15 protein-coding genes are annotated in these 19,441 nt (G+C 41.3%); 3 read left to right on the top strand and 12 right to left on the bottom strand.

The window, feature by feature from the left end:
• Nucleotides 1-5: 5 nt before the first annotated feature.
• The 4 genes from sirB1 to hemA are packed head-to-tail and all read right to left on the bottom strand — an operon-like array spanning nt 6 to nt 4,023.
• The gene (gene sirB1 / locus OO184_RS18865) at nt 6-815 is read right to left on the bottom strand and encodes an invasion regulator SirB1 (protein WP_265380502.1); all 810 of its coding nucleotides are present in this window, start codon (nt 813-815) and stop codon (nt 6-8) included.
• The gene (prmC, locus tag OO184_RS18860; RefSeq protein ID WP_265380501.1) at nt 799-1,647 is read right to left on the bottom strand and encodes a peptide chain release factor N(5)-glutamine methyltransferase; all 849 of its coding nucleotides are present in this window, start codon (nt 1,645-1,647) and stop codon (nt 799-801) included. Before prmC ends, sirB1 begins: the two co-directional genes overlap by 17 nt.
• The gene (prfA, locus tag OO184_RS18855) at nt 1,647-2,729 is read right to left on the bottom strand and encodes a peptide chain release factor 1 (RefSeq protein ID WP_132344869.1); all 1,083 of its coding nucleotides are present in this window, start codon (nt 2,727-2,729) and stop codon (nt 1,647-1,649) included. The genes prmC and prfA overlap by 1 nt, the downstream gene beginning before the upstream one ends.
• Nucleotides 2,730-2,760: 31 nt before the next feature.
• Nucleotides 2,761-4,023 (bottom strand): glutamyl-tRNA reductase, encoded by a 1,263-nt coding sequence (gene hemA, locus OO184_RS18850; protein ID WP_265380500.1) that lies wholly within the window; start codon nt 4,021-4,023, stop codon nt 2,761-2,763.
• Nucleotides 4,024-4,274: 251 nt separating this feature from the next.
• Here hemA and lolB point away from each other — a divergent pair, with 251 nt between their 5' ends.
• The 3 genes from lolB to prs all read left to right on the top strand — a co-directional run bounded on the left by lolB (nt 4,275) and on the right by prs (nt 6,784).
• A complete protein-coding gene (lolB, locus tag OO184_RS18845; RefSeq protein ID WP_265380499.1) occupies nt 4,275-4,898 on the top strand; it encodes a lipoprotein insertase outer membrane protein LolB in 624 nt (207 codons plus the stop codon).
• Nucleotides 4,898-5,773, top strand: a complete 876-nt coding sequence (gene ispE / locus OO184_RS18840; RefSeq protein WP_265380498.1) for a 4-(cytidine 5'-diphospho)-2-C-methyl-D-erythritol kinase — start codon at nt 4,898-4,900, stop codon at nt 5,771-5,773. Before lolB ends, ispE begins: the two co-directional genes overlap by 1 nt.
• Before the next feature lie 63 nt (nt 5,774-5,836).
• Nucleotides 5,837-6,784, top strand: a complete 948-nt coding sequence (gene prs / locus OO184_RS18835; RefSeq protein ID WP_265380497.1) for a ribose-phosphate diphosphokinase — start codon at nt 5,837-5,839, stop codon at nt 6,782-6,784.
• Nucleotides 6,785-6,914: 130 nt separating this feature from the next.
• On the opposite strand, the gene ychH is transcribed toward prs, so the two are convergent.
• From ychH to OO184_RS18795, 8 genes are all read right to left on the bottom strand, one after another.
• Nucleotides 6,915-7,190 (bottom strand): stress-induced protein YchH, encoded by a 276-nt coding sequence (ychH, locus tag OO184_RS18830; RefSeq protein ID WP_049581826.1) that lies wholly within the window; start codon nt 7,188-7,190, stop codon nt 6,915-6,917.
• 463 nt (nt 7,191-7,653) lie between these two features.
• Nucleotides 7,654-8,613, bottom strand: a complete 960-nt coding sequence (locus tag OO184_RS18825) for an Ig-like domain-containing protein (protein ID WP_265380496.1) — start codon at nt 8,611-8,613, stop codon at nt 7,654-7,656.
• Nucleotides 8,614-8,726: 113 nt separating this feature from the next.
• Complete coding sequence (locus OO184_RS18820; protein WP_265380495.1) at nt 8,727-10,052, bottom strand: hypothetical protein; 1,326 nt, start codon at nt 10,050-10,052, stop codon at nt 8,727-8,729.
• The gene (locus OO184_RS18815) at nt 10,049-10,735 is read right to left on the bottom strand and encodes a hypothetical protein (protein ID WP_265380494.1); all 687 of its coding nucleotides are present in this window, start codon (nt 10,733-10,735) and stop codon (nt 10,049-10,051) included. Before OO184_RS18815 ends, OO184_RS18820 begins: the two co-directional genes overlap by 4 nt.
• A gap of 174 nt (nt 10,736-10,909) precedes the next feature.
• On the bottom strand, nt 10,910-12,412 hold the full coding sequence (locus OO184_RS18810; RefSeq protein ID WP_265380493.1) for a hypothetical protein: 1,503 nt from the start codon (nt 12,410-12,412) through the stop codon (nt 10,910-10,912).
• Nucleotides 12,413-12,859: 447 nt separating this feature from the next.
• A complete protein-coding gene (locus OO184_RS18805; protein ID WP_265380492.1) occupies nt 12,860-14,359 on the bottom strand; it encodes a hypothetical protein in 1,500 nt (499 codons plus the stop codon).
• Nucleotides 14,360-14,803: 444 nt separating this feature from the next.
• The gene (locus OO184_RS18800; RefSeq protein WP_265380491.1) at nt 14,804-16,309 is read right to left on the bottom strand and encodes a hypothetical protein; all 1,506 of its coding nucleotides are present in this window, start codon (nt 16,307-16,309) and stop codon (nt 14,804-14,806) included.
• 693 nt (nt 16,310-17,002) lie between these two features.
• Nucleotides 17,003-19,441, bottom strand: a 2,439-nt coding sequence (locus tag OO184_RS18795; protein WP_265380490.1) for an Ig-like domain-containing protein, incomplete at its 5' end; no start/stop codon positions are given.

Below are 19,441 nucleotides of genomic sequence, written 5' to 3'. Positions count from 1 at the left end.
TAAAATCAGTGTAAAACGATGCATTGCTGCTTAATGTCGTGTATCTGCATTCTGATCATTTCCGCCACCGGGTCCTCCGGGCAGTGCTCCACAAAATAATTTAAATCAGAAACCGCAATATGATTACAATCCAGTTCCGCATAAATCAGGCCCCTATCACGTATTTCATAGGGGTTATCGGGATCAAACATCAGCACCGCTTCACTCGTCTTCAGCGCCAGTTCCATTTGTCCTTCATCCATTAATGCGACTTTTATCGTATCCAGCATTTTACGTATAATGCTGGCGTTATCGGCTCCTTGCAAATCATCGGCTGCTAATTCCGCTGTCTGGCTAATATTACCTTTAAGCCATACATCAAGCACACGTTCACTTAGCGCTTCGCCATTGATTGGATTAATAAACTTCACCGTGTTATCTGGATAATCAACACGTAAAATCAACTGCGTAGGAAAAATAACCGGCATAAACGGCAGTTCTAAAGCCTGAGCAATATGCATAAGAATTGCTCCTAAAACAACAGAAGAACCTCGGCGAGTTTGCAGTACTTTATCAAGCCATAATGTATCTGACAGACAATAAACACCACTGGCGCCGCCGAATTTCCAGCTTTGATAAAACAGCCTCAGTAATTTTTCCAATCGTTCTTCTATAGTTAGCTGCGGAGATATTTCATCTCTGGCTTCATCAATCAATGCTTGAAGCTGCATTTCCACTGAACGCTGAGGAAAATCAGAACGAAGGGTTCTGGAAACTAATAGGATACCGCTACTTAAAGATGCGTTATTAAATTCATAATCAGCTATGGCTTTCATCACTTTTCCACTGACCCAGTGTTATTCGCTCATTACCGCCATAATCCTGAAAAGTAGCCACCTGCCGATAACCACTCTCAGAAAACAGGCTTCTTACAACATTTCCCTGTTTCCAACCATGTTCCAATAACAACCACCCGCCAGACAACAAAAAATGGCGAGATAGATCAATAATGGTATTTAGATCAGCAATTCCCTGTTTTGCCGCAATTAATGCGCTATCTGGCTCAAACCGAACATCGCCCTGAGATAGATGTGGATCGGCTTCATCTATGTAAGGCGGATTACTGACAATCATACCAAACTGTTGATTATTCAACGAAGAGAACCAATCGCTTAATAAAAAATCCACATTTTGTATTTTGAGTTTTTCAGCATTGCTCTGCGCCAACATGACCGCATCAGGATTGATGTCAACCCCGGTAATCCGGCAATCTGGGCGTTCACTGGCGATTGCCAGTGCAATTGCGCCGGTTCCCGTTCCCAAATCCAGAATGCGGCAAGGCGCCAACGATAGCCGTTCAAGCGCCTTTTCTACCAGACATTCCGTGTCAGGGCGCGGGATTAACGTAGCGGGAGAGACATTTAATGGCAACGACCAGAATTCACGCTCACCCGTGATGTAGGCAATAGGTTCACCTTTTACCCGACGAGCAAGTAAAACCTCAAGCTGGCTGAACTGCTCCGAAGCTAGCTGCGTTTCACCGAATGCCAGTATGTAAGTCCGGGAACGGTGAGTAACAAACCCCAACAAAATTTCTGCATCTCGTTTAGGGCTGTCGCTTGCCGATAACTGTATTGCGGCTTGTTTAAGCCAAGATTGATAATCCATCAATCCTGCTCTGACAAAGCCGATAATAGATCAGCCTGATATTCATTAACGATCGGCTGAACAAGCATATCCAATTTGCCTTCCATCACTTCATCAAGGCGGTATAACGTTAAGTTAATACGGTGATCCGTCACTCGTCCTTGTGGAAAATTGTAAGTACGGTTGCGATCCGAACGGTCGCCGGAGCCTAATAAGTTACGACGCTCAGAAGCCTCGGCCTCCTGGCGCTTACGAACTTCCGCGGCATGAATACGCGCGGCCAATACGGACATCGCTTTCGCTTTGTTTTTATGCTGAGAACGCTCATCCTGACACTCAACCACAATACCGGTTGGAATATGAGTGATACGGATAGCGGAATCCGTGGTATTGACGTGCTGACCGCCCGCCCCAGACGAACGAAACGTATCAATACGCAAATCACTTGGGCTGATATCGGTCAACTCGGCTTCCGGGACCTCCGGCAAAACCGCAACGGTACAAGCAGAAGTATGAATACGCCCTTGCGATTCGGTTTCTGGCACCCGCTGAACACGATGACCACCCGATTCAAATTTTAAATGACCATAAACCTGCTCACCGGAAACTTTAGCAATAATTTCCTTATAACCACCATGCTCGCCATCGTTAGCACTGATAACTTCGACTTTCCAACGACGGGATTCAGCATAACGGCTGTACATACGAAACAGATCCCCGGCGAAAATAGCCGCTTCATCACCACCGGTTCCCGCGCGTACTTCAAGAAAACAGTTACGCTCATCATCAGGATCTTTCGGCAACAACAACAATTGTAGTTGCTGCTCTAACTCTTCATTGCGGACCTTAGCGTCTCTGATCTCTTCCTGTGCCATCTCCCGCATTTCAGGGTCATCAAGCATTATTTCGGCTGCTTTAAGATCATCCTGAACAACACGCCAGGACTTAAAACAGTTCGTCACATCAGTCAGTTGAGCATATTCCCGTGACAAAGCACGAAAACGTTCCTGATCAGCAATCACATCGGCATCACCGAGATGAGCCAAAACTTCCTCGTGACGTTCTTGCAATGCTTCCAATTTAGCAACAATAGAAGGCTTCATTCTTGGTTTCAGACCCTATTCCGAGATATGGTTAATTATGTTCCAGCCCCAAGCTGTCACGTAATAAATTAAGGCGCTCCAGATCGCCATTGCTGGCTGCTTGCTGGAGTGATTTGGTAGGAGCATGTATCAGACGGTTCACCAATTGATGAGTCAATTGATTAACGGCCTGTTCTACGTCAGCTCCCTGATTGATAGCAGTCAGTGCCTTAGCTGTCATTTCAGACCGCACCTGTTCTGCTTGATTACGGTATTCACGGATTGAATTTACTGCGCCCTGCGAACGCAACCAGTCCATAAAATAACGGCTTTCCTGCTGAACAATAGATTCAGCCTGAACCGCCGCCGCTTTGCGTTGCGCAAGATTCTGCTGAATAATTGCTTGTAAATCGTCAACACTGTAGAGATAAACGTTATCCAGCCTTTCTATGTCAGGCTCTATATCACGGGGAACCGCAATGTCAACGAGCAACATCGGTTGGTTACGGCGTAACTTTAATGCACGTTCAACCATCCCTTTACCAATAATAGGCAAAGGACTGGCAGTCGAACTGATAACAATATCAGCTTCTGCTAAACGTGTGTCAATTTCAGGCAAGGTGATCACTTCCGCCTGAACTTCATCAGCCAACACCTGCGCCTTCTCTTTCGTCCTATTAGCAATCATCATATGGTGCACGCGATGCTCTTTCAAATGACGAGCAGCCAGTTCAATCGTTTCTCCAGCACCTACCAGCAAAATATTCAGTTCAGACAGTGATTCGAAAATCTGCCGCGCCAAAGTACAAGCGGCAAATGCAACGGAAATCGCATTTGAACCGATCTCTGTTTCCGTCCTAACGCGCTTGGCGACAGAAAACGATTTCTGAAACAGTCGCTCCAGTTCACTCGATAAAGAATGGTTGTGCTGCGACTCGGCAAATGCTTTTTTCACCTGCCCAAGAATCTGAGGTTCGCCAAGCACCAACGAATCCAGCCCACTCGCCACTCTCATTAAATGGCTGACAGCTTCATTACCACAGTGCCAGTAAATACTGGATCTTAGATCTCTGGGATTTAGCTGATGGTATCCACACAACCAGTCAATTAACTGCTCATACAGATTATCTTGCTGTTCTACGCTGAGATAAAGCTCGGTACGATTACACGTTGACAATACAACCCCACCTTTCACCAGAGGATGCTGGAGGAGGTTATCAAGCGCTTCCCCAATCGTTCCCGGAGAAAAAGTCACCCGTTCACGCAAGGATACAGGAGCCGTTTTATGGTTAATACCAAGTGCTAACAAAGTCATATCAACTTCATTGAGTTATCAGCAGAGAGACACTGTTCATCGTAAAAAATTCTATACTGATGAAATCATCACCCTTAATAAGGACTCTTATAAACTGTGCATTCTACTTGATACCTCAGATCAATAAAAGACAATCAGCAGTGTCTGATATCATTATTCAGAACATTTTTTTGAAATTTAACTGGATTAATACTTCATTCTTCATTATTAAGTGACGTAAAAGTTTTCACGTTATTAAACAGAGATTGCCGATGAAACCAATACAGAAATTATCACTATTCCGTCTATTGCCACTCTCTTGCGTACTGTTGACCGCTTGTACATTAACGCAACCCAGTGGAACAGGTTCGGCAGATTCTCCCCAATGGCGAACACATATCCAACAGCTACAGCAATTAAATCAATATCAAACCCGTGGATCTTTTGCCTACCTGTCTAATGAGAAAAAAGTTTATGCCCGCTTTTTCTGGCAACAATATCATCCTGAGCGCTACCGTTTATTACTGACCAATCCGCTAGGCAGCACGGAATTAGAACTGCTCGTTCAGCCAGACATGACGCAATTAACCGATAGCCAAGGTAAAAAATATTTCAGTGATAATCCTGAAAAAATAATTTATCAGCTCACCAATATGGACATTCCATTAGATAATCTGCGGCATTGGATCACAGGTTTACCCGGTGATGCCAAAAACTTTAAACTGGATGCTAACCATCTATTGAAAACCGTCAATTACCAGCAACATGGCGCGACATGGCAGGTTAATTATCAATCCTACGATACCTCAACAACTCCCGCCCTCCCCAACCGTCTGGAGTTGATTCAAGGTGATCGTCGCATCAAACTGAAAATGGATAATTGGACCACAAAATAATGACATTAACCTGGCCTTCACCGGCAAAACTTAACCTGTTTCTTTATATCACCGGTCGTCGCGCTGATGGTTACCACCAGTTGCAAACGCTGTTTCAATTTCTTGATTATGGTGATGAAATTACCATTACCCCTCGTCAGGATAATGAAATCCGTTTACTGACGCCGATAGAGGGGGTGGAACACGATAACAACCTGATCGTTCGCGCCGCGCGTCTATTGCAATCCTACAGCGACAAACACCATACGGGCATTGATCATAAAGGGGCTGATATTCATATCAACAAACGTCTGCCAATGGGCGGTGGATTAGGCGGGGGTTCATCCAATGCCGCTACCGTACTCATTGCCCTGAATTATCACTGGCAAACCGGTTTCACAGACGAAACATTGGCAACTCTTGGCGTGAGTCTTGGCGCTGATGTGCCGGTCTTTGTCAAAGGACACGCCGCATTTGCAGAAGGTATCGGTGAAATTCTGCACATGGCCGAGCCGGAAGAAAAGTGGTATCTGGTTGCGCATCCCGGTGTTGAAATTTCAACTCTGCGCGTCTTCACAGATCCAGAATTAAAACGTGATACGCCAATTCGCCCTCTGGCCGCATTATTAAAGGCTCCGTACATAAATGATTGTGAATCTCTTGTAAGAAAACGTTTTCGTAAGGTTGAACAGCTTCTTTCATGGCTGCTAGAATACGCGCCGTCACGCCTGACCGGAACCGGTGCCTGTGTATTCAGCGAGTTTGAATCAGAAGCATCGGCCCGTAAGGTGTTAAATCAAGCCCCTGAGTGGTTGCAGGGTTTTGTTGCGCGTGGCGTTAACAATTCACCTTTGCACAGTTTTCGCTCTGGGATACCCGTGTTATTGAACCAATGAATAAATACTGTTATTTACATTGGTCAACAATATCTCTCTGGACGCAAGCCTGAGGTCTTTCTCGTGCCCGATATGAAGCTTTTTGCTGGTAACGCTATTCCGGAACTAGCACAACGTGTTGCCAACCGCCTGTACACCAACCTTGGAGACGCGGCTGTCGGCCGTTTCAGCGACGGTGAAGTCAGCGTGCAAGTTAACGAAAATGTACGCGGCGGCGATATTTTCATCATCCAGTCTACTTGTGCGCCGACTAACGACAACCTAATGGAATTAGTCGTTATGGTTGATGCACTGCGTCGTGCTTCCGCAGGACGTATTACCGCAGTAATCCCTTATTTCGGTTATGCTCGTCAGGACCGTCGAGTCCGTTCAGCCCGTGTACCAATTACCGCCAAAGTTGTGGCAGATTTCCTGTCCAGCGTCGGTGTAGACCGCGTACTGACCGTTGACCTGCATGCTGAGCAGATCCAAGGGTTCTTCGATGTTCCGGTTGATAACGTATTTGGCAGCCCAATTCTGCTGGAAGATATGTTACAGAAAGGATTGGAAAACCCTATCGTTGTTTCCCCGGATATTGGCGGGGTTGTCCGCGCTCGCGCTATCGCTAAGCTGCTGAACGATACCGATATGGCCATCATCGACAAACGTCGCCCACGCGCTAACGTTTCTCAGGTGATGCATATTATCGGTGATGTCGCTGGCCGCGATTGCGTGCTGGTCGATGACATGATCGATACCGGCGGCACTTTATGCAAAGCGGCTGAAGCATTGAAAGAACGCGGAGCAAAACGTGTATTCGCCTATGCTACTCACCCGATTTTCTCCGGCAACGCGGTAGACAACATTAAAAACTCGGTGATTGATGAAGTGGTTGTCTGTGACACCATCCCATTATCTGCTGAGATCAAGGCGCTCAATAAAGTTCGTACTCTTACTTTGTCCGGTATGTTAGCTGAAGCGATCCGGCGTATCAGTAATGAAGAGTCAATTTCTGCAATGTTTGAGCACTAATAAATAAGTTGTACTCATAATATTGCTATCTAAGAAAAAACCCGTTGCACAAGAGATTCAACGGGTTTTTTGCTTATTTGGAATAATAATACTTTTCCATTAGCACAAACTACGACTAACTCTATTTTTGTTATGGATACCGATGATCACCACGACGATAACGTTCATCATAGTTTCTTAACCACCAATAACGATCTGCCACACCTTCCCGGCCTCCCACACCGGCACCAGCCAACCAAACAAGCGCGCCAATAAAAACGCCCAATAGCGCTGCTTCAGATAAAAACTCAGGCCAGCCAAAACCGAAGATGTGAGGCAGTAATGTATAACCCAGGCTACTCACTATGGTGAACATACCGACACCCATTAACACATTACCGACTATGAAAGCACTTTGACGTTTCATATATTACCTCCAACACTCTTCGTGAATACACACTCTCCGTGAATACTAAGAACCGAAAATTCAACAAGTAACGTTAATTGACTCTATATAACTATAAGGTCTATTTATAGTATAGCCCTATTTCACAAAAGGTCATTGCGGACGCGATCACAACTCGCGATCACAATTAAAGGAGATTTAATAACAATGCCCTAATTATTTTAAGAAATAACATGAAAAAATAATAAGTTAAGTAACCTGAGCGTCTCTTAAAGAGACGTTCAGGTTTTTAACTAAATATTGATGTATAACAATGATAGTTGTGAAACTCCATCCAGGTTATATATTTTCAAACAATGATTCCTACCGAGATAATAAAAATCATCTTATTTTCACACGACATGATAACGGTTAAAAAACAGGGGATTTGTCTAATTTTTCAATGAGTAATCATGCAATTAGTATCCCCCAAAATATCCAGCGCCTAATATAGATCTGGGATTAATTTTATCCACGTTTGACTATATATCCGTCCATCAATGCAACTTACACGAACCAATGAAGATTGATTCATGAGAGGTACATGATTATGAGGATAACACTCTAGAGTAGCAACTCTAAAGCTAAAATGGCCATTTTTATCGGTAGTCATATATTTGTCTAGACTACTCAATAACACAGAAGCTCCCATAGATACATCTATGTCTACATTAGGTTCACCTATGCCATTCTTATATAAATATCCAGCTATAATACCGTTTGAGAATGAAGACAACTCAACCGGAGATTCTGTGATCTCTAACCGATATGGATTATCCGTGAAACACATAGCTACAGCCTTTTCAATATCTCCCGCTTGCGCCATTAGCGTTACTTTACCAGCACTATTAGATTGTATTAACGCCGTTATCTTACCCTCTTTATCTGTCATCCCCGACAATGGAACTACTGTTGCCCCATTATCTGCATAAAAGGTTATTTTTTGGTTTTTAACTCCATTACCCAACCGATCATACATCGTTGCAACTACCTTATTCTCATCGGTACTATTAATCCATGCATTATTTTCTTTTAATTTAAGATTAAGCGCTGCCACCGATTGAACAGCAGAAGTAAACTCGACCTGAAGAGGAGGGGCTTCTATTTGAGTATCATCTTCCAAGCAAGCATACACATTCCCTTGACACGGAGTTGCATCAGTAGAGATTATTTCAACTGATACCTTACCCAGCACTCCCGTACCTTTTATAATTCTACGATCATTATTCTCTTTAAATACCATAGATTTATTATCTAACGTTAAAACTACATTCATCCCATGCAATAAATATCCATCTTGAATTACGCTTACACCGACATATATCGGTTTATCCGCAATTTCCGTTTTTTCATTTAATATCCAATTTAATGTTTTAGCCTCTTTTGATGCTTGTTCGTCATTCATTTCATTCTCCTAATTTATCACCATCATGTATATTTATACATGTTATCATCGAGTTAAAGCTAAAAAATAATTTCAACTAGACAATATCATGCTAATTAACAATATTCCTTACATTAAATAGAAGGAAAATGTTTAAAATTAATAGAAAATTGAATCGACTTATTAACATCGGGTAAACTTATTATCACATTATTTTTCTCTGCTTTGGTATTAGTGATATGGAAAGTTGTACAACCATCCTTACTAATTGCAACCTGCAACTCTCTTTCATTATCACCATAACCTGAGATTATCGCGGAGCCATCAGTACGAACAAGTAATCTTTTACCGAAATAAACAGTACGATCCACAATCACATAACCACTACAAACACTCACGCCATCAGCAGGGACTTCAGAGGTAAATGAATAAGCTTCGATAATACCTCCTCCATCTCTCCACTCGCTAAATATTGCCTGACCTACGCCCGGTGTTATAGACCCGTCCTCCGCAGAAACAGTACAGCGAAAACTACCCGTTTCCTCAGATTGCCAATGGAAATAAGCCAACCCGAAACTATTGGGGGCAAATTGATATTTTGTACCATCCCCTTCAACAATACTTCCTGATTCAACACTCGCCAATAACCTCTTTCCTGGCGGCCCATAAACCGCAACCAAATTTTTCGGTTTTATTCTGGGATATTCATTAGATACCATCGGCGCACCTTCACTAATTGACATAATGACAGATGACATATCCGTTAGCGACAATATCACTGAACCTGGCGCAGAACTAGTCTTACCAACCTCATAATAGCCGGTTCCCACGCCTTCTTGACCCAAACAAAGCACGTATTCCATCGGCACCACTAAAGAAATATAACCCTGCTTAACATCCTGATCGCTGACTGTTATGGGTTGTGCATCCCAGGCCGCCCTCGCAATTAGCTCATAGTTAAAATTATGTCCTTGCCAATGGAATATAACGCTATCGCCTTTCCGCATCTGCCGATAACTGATATGCACATTTAACCCATGATGTTGTACAAGAGATGAATAGTGAATAACGCCAGATGTTGAATCTGGATAAATTGATGGTAATAATTTTATCGATGGAGAATTAATAACTTTAATAACAGCCGGTTCAGAGAAATCTTCATTCTCGAAATCATCAGCTGATGTATAAGTCACATTATAACAACCATCAGGTATTTCAGAGAATGGAATAGTTACAGTAAAAAAATCAAGATTAATATTCTGAACATAATAAGGACGAGAAAAAATTCCCCCAACATTTACCACTATCACATCCCCGATTCTTAGCCACTCATGATAGGGTACTTTAATAATTAAATCTTGGTTCTGTTGAACAGAAACATCAATCAAACCATCATTATCTGCTTGCGGTAATTTTGGAGCCGATAAAGCAATAAGCTCATTGTCGTTATTGATAATCATATTTCACCTCCCATTGGAATCGGTCTGAATGATAAAACAAAATTGACTTTATCCCCTGAATCTGAATCAGACGCTGTTAGCCAGACATTAACTTTACCTACTGTGTTGCTAGTCACATTCACTGTCGCACTACCATCCTCCTTTAATGGAATATCTGCCCAGTCTTTATTATAACCATCGATGAGTGCATTATTATTCACTCTTATCCGGATTTGATTAATATCACCATTATGTTCACGATCAATAAAAAGATATATCGAGCAAGGCGTCTTCCCATCTGCCGGAGCGCCTGTAGTATAATTATAGGCGGTAAATACTATAGCCTCATCAGACTGACGATAATTACCAAAAATAAGCGGAAAAGATATTACCTTATTGATATCTTCTTGTGGATAAATCATCAAAACAGCCGAAAATTCTTCGCTATTTTCAATATTTTTATGTTCAAACGGAGAACGAACATAAAAATGCCCTTTCCCAGCTTCATCCAATGTTAATGTGATCTGATCTACATCAACGTTATCATCTACAATAGAAGCGCCGATAGATGTCGTAGCATAGAATTTATGTCCAGGTAGACCATATATAGTCACAATATTTTGGGGATTAAGATTAGGATAATTGGTTAAATCACTTTTTGCCGCATTTTCTGTGATAATCACACTTGATATGCCGTTATTCATACTGTCACCATTAACTCCATGATTTATTAATTGAAAATAAAACGATAACGCTTAATAAAATATTATAGTTACGCAATAAAGGAATCGCCAGTTTACAAATAATAAATATGCCCGGAAAAATGGAAAATACTTACGCATTTTCCAATAAGCAAATAAAAGCTCAATCAGTTAAATTTATTGTCCAGGGGGAACCGTATCAATGCGTCCAAACCAAATCTTGGAGTTCTTTATACTTGCACTATAAGTGACATAAACTAATCCTGGTCCATCATCATATGAGTCCACACCGGTAAAAGGTGCCTGACCAAGCAGAATAATAGCCTCTCCTGCCGCCACTTCGTCGGCAGTTACCGTATGAGGCTCAAGAGAATAAATTTTTGAAGATGAACTATGATTGACGACACCATTAACGTAAATACGCACATTGATAACACTATCTACATCTATTCCATTTTTTTTACCCACAGCAATACGCGCATCCAGCCCTCCCCCTAAAATTTTTACAAGATTGATCCTACCTCGCTGTTTAAGTTCTTCCTGATCTTTATGAGTGAAAATTCTAGGTGCCGCTAATGTACGCCTAATCTCTGGTGGTTGATTCGGTACTGACTTCGTTAAATAAAAATAGAGGGAAGATGATATAGTTATGTTTCCCATTGTATCAGCCACATAATAGTATAATTCATTATCGCCAATATTTGGGATACTAGCATATGGAACTGAAATAAATGGTATATCCAACTGATTCAGATCAGTAATGACAGTAGATGTACTTTGTATTTCATCATTATCTTCTCTGATCATTAAGAAAATTCTATCTTTCGGTTTAGCACCTTCATAAAATGGAATACTCACATGAAAACCCGTGCTACTATTTCCTACTGATGGTGTTAATCTATCGCCATCTAACTCTTTAATATCTGGCATCACAAGGGTTGGAGCAATATCTTCTGTAATAAACAGAATATTTGACGAAGATTTCCTTGAAAACCCCTGCAATTCAGTAAACATATTAACTGTATAGCTCCCCTTCTCCTCATTACTAGGGAACACCTTTAAAGCAACAAAACCTCTATTATTCGTATTAATATAGTATTTGTTGTTATCTAGTTCTTGAATAAAAGGAAATATTTCTTCCGTAAGTTGCCCTCTCTCATAACCAAAAATACGCACTCTCCTATCAGTTACTAGGGGAATTTGAAAATAAGGTAACGGATCATCTGTTTTACTCAGAGCATATAAATGAACGAGGAGGCTGCCATTAAATTCAGAAGGTCGTTCATCATCCTCTGCCGGAGAAAAATCTTTTATCAACGAATCGCCAATAATGATAGGTTCAAACGCTGCATGTGAAAAAACATTTTTACCAATAGAATGAAATGCTATCTCTAATTTAGCATCAGGGTCCGTAGCCTTATCCATTGAAAATGTTATGGTGAAATCACCAGCACCAGAATTGGCAGTAACAACAAATTTTGCAGTGCAGGTATTATTCTTGACATCCCTTGAAATACGATGAGTCTCATCAAAACTGACATCTTTCTGTTCACTGTACACTATATCCGTCGTTTCCGTGACTTTATGAACCTCATCACCTGAATAAGTTACAGCAACGAGAACTGGGCACTCTTCTAAAACCGTTATTCCTGAAACGATATCTGCTGTAAGTATCGACATATTAAACCTCATATTAAAGTTAAACACCAATAAGTAAAAAGCACCTGATTTTCTATCAAGATAATGCATTTACACAGCGATGCTTATTATCTATTACCTCCTGCCTACTTCTCTCATAAATAAATTACTATAACCACCACTGTATGGCGATAAATCCACCGCTCGCAGCATAGGCTTTATATCCAAGCATACCCTATATAGTCACCATATTTTATAGTCAAAATCAGGATAATTGTTAAATCACTTTTCGCCATGCTTGCCATTATTCATACTATCACCATTAGTTTCATGATTCCTTAGTTGAAAATAAAATAACAACTCTTAATTAAATATTATAGCTCGGTAATAAAGAAACTGCCAGTTCACCAATAAGAAACATGTCCGGGAAAATGGAAAATGCTTACGCATTTTCCATTAAACAGGTAAAAGCTCAATCAGTTAAATTTATTATCCTACTGGAACAGTATTAATGTCCCCACTCCAAATCTCAGACTCCTTCGTGTCTACACTGTAAGTGATATAAACTGAGCCTGGAGTACCATCACAATACGAACCTACCTGAGTAAAAGGTGCCAAGCCAAGCGGAATAATAGCTTCTCCAGCCTCCATCTCGTCGGCAGTTACCGTATGAGGATCAAGAGAATAAAGCCGTGAGGATGGGTTATTATTTACAATACCATTAACGTAAATACGTACATTAATAACATTATCCACATCTATTCCATTGTTTTGACCCACAGCGATATGGGCATTCAATCCTCCTTCTAAAATATTTTCAAGATTGATCCTACCTGACTGTTCAAACTCCAATTGCTGTTTATGAATAAAAATTCTGGGTACTGCTAATGTCCGATTAACCTCTGGCGGTTCATTAGGTACTGACTCTGTTAAATTAAAATAGAGAGCAGATGACATAGTGATATTTCCCACTACATCAGACACATAATAACACAACTCATTATCACCAATACTTGGAACGCTGGCATATGGAACTAAAATAAATGGATTATCCAACTGATTCAGATCAGTAACGACAGCAGACGCACTTAGCGTTTCGTTATTATCTTCTCTAATTATTAAAAAAACCCTATCTCTCGGTTTAGCGCCTTTATAAAACGGAATACTCACATGAAAACCTGTGCTACTATCTCCTACTGATGGCGTTAATCTATTTCCATCCAGCTCTTCAATGTCTGGTGCAGGAAGCGTTGGAGCAATGTCTTCTATAATAAACAGAATATTTGATGAAGCGTTCTTTAAAAAACCCGGCAATTCTGTGAACATATCAACAGTATAATTACCATCCTCTTCCTTACGAGGGAAAACCCTTAAAGCAACAAAACCGTTTTCATCCGTATTAATATAGTATTTATTCTTGTAATTTATAACAAGAGGCAATATTTCTTCCGTAACGTTTTCTCCATCATACCCAAAAATACGTACTAAATTATCAGTTACCAGAGGAATTTGAAAATAGGGTAACGGCTCATTTGTTTTACTCAACGCATAGATATGAATAAGCAGGCTGCCATTAAATTCAGAAGGCCATTCATCATCTGCTGCCGGCGATAAGTCTTTTATCAACGAGTCGCCAATAATGATAGGTTCAAACGCTGCATGTGAAAAACCATTTCTATCAATAGGATGAAACACAACCTCTAATTCAGCATCGGGGTCCGTAGCCTTATCCATTGAAAATGCTATAGTGAAATCACCAACGTCAGAATTGGCAGTAACAATAAATTTTGCAGTACAAGTATTATTCTCGACATCTCTTGAAATACGAGGGGTATTATCAAAACGAATATTTTCTGGATGACTGTACACTATGTCAGTCGTTTCCGTTACTTTATGTATATCATCACCAGAATAAGTCACAGTAATGACAACTGGACACTCTTCTAAAACTGTTATTCCTGAAACTATATCTGTTGTAAATATCGACATATTAAACCTCATATTAAAGTTAAACACCAATCAGTAACAAACACTTAATTTTCTGTCAAAATAATGCGTTTATACAACGATGCTTACTCTCTATTCCCTCCTTTCTGTTTATCACACAAATAAATTTTTTAGCTATTAATGCAATAGCAATAAATCCACTACTCATAACATAAGCTTTATATCCAAGTATATCCTATATAGTCATAATATATCTTGGATTAAAATTAGGATAATTGTTAAATCACTTTTTGCCACATTGACCATTATTCATACTCCACCATTAATTCCGTGATTCATTGTTTGAAAATAAAATGACAACGCTTAATGAAATATTATAGCTCGGTAATAAAGAAATCGCCAGTTCACCAATAAGAAATATGTTCGGAAAAATGGAAAATGCATGAGCATTTTCCAACAAACAGTTAAAAGCTCAATCAGTTAAATTTATTTCCTAGGTGGAACAGTATCAATATGTCCAAACCAAATCTTAGATTCATTTTGGCCTACGCTGTAAGTGATATAAACCGAGCCTGGCGTACCATCAAAATGCGAGTCTACATTCATAAAGGGTGCCATACCAAGCAGAATAATAGCCTCTCCTACCGCCGCTTCGTCGGCAGTTACCGTATGAGGTTCAATAGAATAAATTTTCGAAGATGGCTCCTCATTGATAATACCATTAACGTAAATACGTACATTAATAACACTGTTTACCTCTATCCCACTGTTTTTACCCACATCAATATGGGCATCCAACCCTCCACCTAAAATATATTTAAGACTAATCTTACCTGGCCAGCTAAATTCCTCCTGTCGTTTATGATTAAAAATTCTAGGTCTCGCTAATATACGTTTAATCTCTGGTGGTATATTTGGTACTGACTTTGTCAAATCAAAATAGAGGGCGGATGATATAGTTATGTTTCCTATTACATCAGCTACGTAATAATATAACCCATTATTGCCAATATTTGGAACACTAGCATATGGCACTAGAATAGATGGTATATCCAACTGACTCAGATCAGTAATGACAGCAGACATGCTTTGCGTTTCATTATTACCTTCTTTGATCATTAAAAAAATTCTATCTTTCAGTTTAACACCTTCATAGAACGGGATACTTACATGAAAACCTGTACTGCTATTTCCTACTGATGGCGTTAACCTATCACCATTCAATTCTTCAATATCTGGCTTCACAAGCGTTGGAGCAACGTCTTCTGTAATAAACAGAATATTTGATGAAGATTTTTTTGAAAAACCCTGCAAATCGGTGAACATATTAACTGCATAGTTCCCCCCCTCCTCCTGACTGGGAAAAACCTTTAAGGCAACAAAACCTTCATTATTCGTATTAATATAGTATTTGTTGTTATCCAGTTCTTGAATAAAAGGAAATATTTCTTCCGTAAGTCGATCGCCATCATACCCAAAAATACGTACTAAATTATCAATTACCAGAGGAATTTGAAAATAGGGTAACGGATCATTTGTTTTACTCAGCGCATATAGATTAACGAGGAGGCTACCATTAAGTCCAGAAGGTTGCTCATTATCTGCTGCCGGAGATAAGTCTTTTATCAACGAATCGCCAATAATGATAGGTTCAAACGCTGCATATGAAAAACCATTTTTATCAATAGAATGACATGCAATTTCCAATTTAGCATCGGGGTCCGTCGCCTGATCCATTGAAAATGTTATGGTGAAATCACCGGCGCCAGAAGTAGCAGTAACAACAAATTTCGCAGTACAGGTATTTTTCTCAACATCTCTCGAAATACGAGGGATATCATCAAAACTGGTATTTTTCGGGTTATCGTGCACTATGTCAGTCGAATCCGTTACTTTGTGAGTATCATCGCCTGAATAAGTTACAGTGATAACAACCGGGCACTCTTCTAAAACCGTTACTCCTGAAACTATATCTGCTGTAAATGTTGACATATTAAACCTCATATTAAAGTTAAACACCAATCAGTAACAAACACTTAATTTTCTATCAAAATAATGCGTTTATACAACGATGCTTACTCTCTATTACCTCCTGCCTGTTTGTCATATAAATAAACCATTTACTCTAGTCATTACTGTAATAGCAATCTATTCTTTATCCAAAAGGTATTATAAAATGGGATACAGTGTTTCCTCCGCATATTCAGAAAACTAAGCCAGAAACCATCAGCATATGAGTCCACATATGAAAAAAGCGCCTGACTAAGCTAATAACACTTACTCCAACCTCCACATATTCCTTGGTAAATGTATAAGGATCAATAGTAATAACTACTGAATCTAACCCCTCTCCCATACATTGATTTTCCCTCTCGGTCCAAGTGCTAAATGATCTTTGTGAGTAAAAATTCTAGCTACAGCTAATGTACGAGCAACCTGTCGCGGCTCATTAGGGGCTGAATCTGTTAAAATAACAAGAAGATAACATGGCTACGTTTTCACTATAATTCACAGTAATGGCAACTGAGCACGCTTCTAAAACCGTTATTCCCGAAACTATATCTGCTGTAAGTGTCTACATATTAAATCTCATATTAAAATTAAACACCAATAAGTGATAAACACCTAATTTCCTATCAAAATAACGTTCTTCTACAATAATGCTTACTACCTATTATTTCCTCCCTATTCTTCACATAAAACTACATAAGCCAATGAATAAGGCAATGCATTTCGAACGTTGTTATCCAAAAAATGAGCCTGAATACTTGTCTCATTTTTTTGTAGCCCTCCCATTCTTACTCCGTTAGCATTTAACCCCCTCCGTGGATCTCCTAATAAACCCTTCTCAATAAGATTTAAATTTAAATTATTAACCAGATAATCAATTGATTCACCAAGATCACTCTCTTGTATCCTATTTCCTCTTGTACAACGAGGTAAAGGTTTACTATTGTCAATACGATCCCCCGAGAAAACTATACCAATCCCCGGCCCTCCCGGGCTAGAGTCAATAATTACAAAGTGGTCAATTTTCACATCAGGAATAATATATTTTAAATACCGACCAGATATTGGGTGTGTAAACGTCGCAGTTAATGTAACTGTTCCTGTTTTTTTAACTCGAAAATACTCTCCATCCACATCAACTATGTTCCTATTACTTGAGTCATATACTCCAGTATAACCAGCTATAGTTAATTTTCCAGGCAAATACTCGGGGACAAACTTCATTTTTGGCCAAGCAAAATTCATTCTTTCTTTTGGAACCAAAGGCCCGTATCCTTTTCCATCCACAGGGTCATAATCCAATATAAAGAAGCCAGTAACATCCTGCTCATTAGCCTTAATTTCTACCGTTTTATTCTTAGAGCCAACAGATGAATCATTCACTTTGGCCGTTACCATAACAGCAATAAACCCGCCACTTTTACTATATATCTGATATTGCGCTTTCCCATCAGCATCTGTTTTACCATCACCCACTACCTGAGTAACCAAGTTTTTATCAGTAATAGCAATTCCCTTACTATTTGTTGCACTCCAAACCACCGCAACACCGCTTTTCGCCTGCCCGGAAAAATCTTTTACCGTGGCAGTAAAGGTGTAAGTATGCCCCTCGCCTTCTCCTTCTGTTACGTGATCTGGACTAACAGTCAGAGAAGCAAGCTCATCAGGACTGATAAAACTGATTTTTTTATCCACCTTCACCGGCGTCTGCTGAGTAGCCGTTTTGGCAGACACTTGTACATCAATCGCTACCACTGTACTGCTTAACGTCGCGGTGACCTGCCCCTGCGCATTACTCACCGAATTGTTCTGCTTCGTCAGTTTTAGCCCGTCTACCGTTGGCTCTGTCTGCCAGTCAATATCGATCGGCTTATCCACTACCAGATTGCCATACGCATCTTCCACCGTCGCCGTGAAGGTGTAAGCATCAGTGCCTTCGTTGTAGAGCGGGCCTTCTTTGTCCACCGTTACATGGGTAACATGATAGCTAGTGCTCAGATCCTCAAAGCTCACCTTTCGATCAGCCTCGACCCACGACGGGTTCGCCGCCGCCCTCGCCGATACCCGCACATTCTTCACCGCTGCCGTGCTGGTTAAGGTCGCGGTGACCTGCCCCTGCGCGTTACTTACCGGATTGCTCTGTTTCGTCAGGGTTAACCCGGCCTCCGCTGGCTCTGTCTGCCACTCAATCTCGATCGGTTTATCCGCTACCGGTTTGCCATACGCATCCACCACCGTCGCCGTGAAGGTATAACTGTCAGAACCGTTGTTGTAGCGCGTCTTATCTTTATCCACTTCCACCGTTACGCCGGTGACTTGATAACTGTCGCTCAGCTCTTCAAAGCTCACCGGGCTATCGGCTTTGACCCACGACGGGTTCGCCGCCGCCTTCGCCGATACCCGCACGTTCTTCACCGCTGCCGTGCTGGTTAAGGTCGCCGTGACCTGCCCCTGTGCATTACTCACCGGGCTGCTCTGTTTCGTCAGGGTTAACCCGGCCTCCGCTGGCTCTGTCTGCCACTCAATCTCGATCAGTTTATCCGCTACCGGTTTGCCATACGCATCCTCCACCGTCGCCGTGAAGGTATAACTGTCAGAACCGTTGTTGTAGCGCGTCTTGTCTTTATCCACTTCCACCGTTACGCCGGTGACTTGATAACTGTCGCTCAGCTCTTCAAAACTCACCGGGCTATCGGCTTTGACCCACGACGGGTTCGCCGCCGCCTTCGCCGATACCCGCACATTCTTCACCGCCGCCGTGCTGGTTAAGGTCGCCGTGACCTGCCCCTGCGCGTTACTTACCGGATTGCTCTGTTTCGTCAGGGTTAACCCGGCCTCCGCTGGCTCTGTCTGCCACTCAATCTCGATCAGTTTATCCGCTACCGGTTTGCCATACGCATCCACCACCGTCGCCGTGAAGGTATAACTGTCAGAACCGTTGTTGTAGCGCGTCTTGTCTTTATCCACTTCCACCGTCACGCGGGTAACATGATAACTGCCGCTCAGCTCCTCAAAGCTCACCTTTCGATCAGCCTCGACCCACGACGGGTTCGCCGCCGCCCTCGCCGATACCCGCACATTCTTCACCGCTGCCGTGCTGGTTAAGGTCGCCGT

Origin of the sequence: Photorhabdus aballayi (assembly GCF_026153155.1) — a bacterium.
GTDB lineage: Bacteria > Pseudomonadota > Gammaproteobacteria > Enterobacterales > Enterobacteriaceae > Photorhabdus > Photorhabdus luminescens.
Note: the sequence above shows the minus strand (reverse complement) of the source record. Positions and strands in the feature narration are given on the sequence as shown.